This is a genomic window from Empedobacter sp. UBA7620, assembly GCF_002484185.1.
GTDB lineage: Bacteria > Bacteroidota > Bacteroidia > Flavobacteriales > Weeksellaceae > Empedobacter > Empedobacter falsenii_C.
Genome location: NZ_DLJI01000035.1, coordinates 29,753 through 30,339, shown reverse-complemented (window position 1 = coordinate 30,339; position 587 = coordinate 29,753). Strand labels below are relative to the sequence as shown.

1 protein-coding gene is annotated in these 587 nt (G+C 31.7%); it reads right to left on the bottom strand.

Annotation, left to right across the window (positions count from 1 at the left end):
• A partial coding sequence (locus B2217_RS08515) for an SGNH/GDSL hydrolase N-terminal domain-containing protein (RefSeq protein ID WP_291122321.1) occupies positions 1-537 on the bottom strand: 537 nt, incomplete at its 3' end.
• Positions 538-587: the final 50 nt, after the last annotated feature.

The following is a 587-nucleotide window of genomic DNA, read 5'->3' as shown; positions in this document are numbered from 1 at the left end:
TGAACCATAAACCACGATTTTCTTTTTATATGCGATAGGTTGATTGATAAAATTAGCAGATGCATCAATTCCGATCTTTAAGTCTGTTATCTCGTTCCAAAGCGGTAAATAAAGCATGAATTCCTTTTCTGTCTTAGTTAGATTCTTGACAATATCATATTCACTTTTGATATTTTGCTGATTTGGTAAAGCCGCGCCTGCAAAAATCCATTTCCCATTTTCTTTGATATATAAATCCAATCCACGGGCCATAATTCCAGTTGTATTTGCGCCTAAATAAGTAGAACGAGTTGTCCAATCCAATTTTATTTGTGTCGTATTCGATTTGAATGCAACATATAATCCAGCGGGAGTTGTAAACAAACCTTTCACTTTGTCAGGAAGATTTGCGTATTTGTTGGTGTCAATTCTATGATAAAATGGTGCGTTATTAAATGCTTTTCCTTGAACAGAGAAATCTTTATTTGTAATATATTTTAATTGAGCAAATACTTGAAAAGAACAAATAAGTGCAAAAAGCAGAAAGAATTTTCTCATTGGTTATAATTGATTAAAGGTTAAAATTAAAAAAAGACTTCCAATATTGG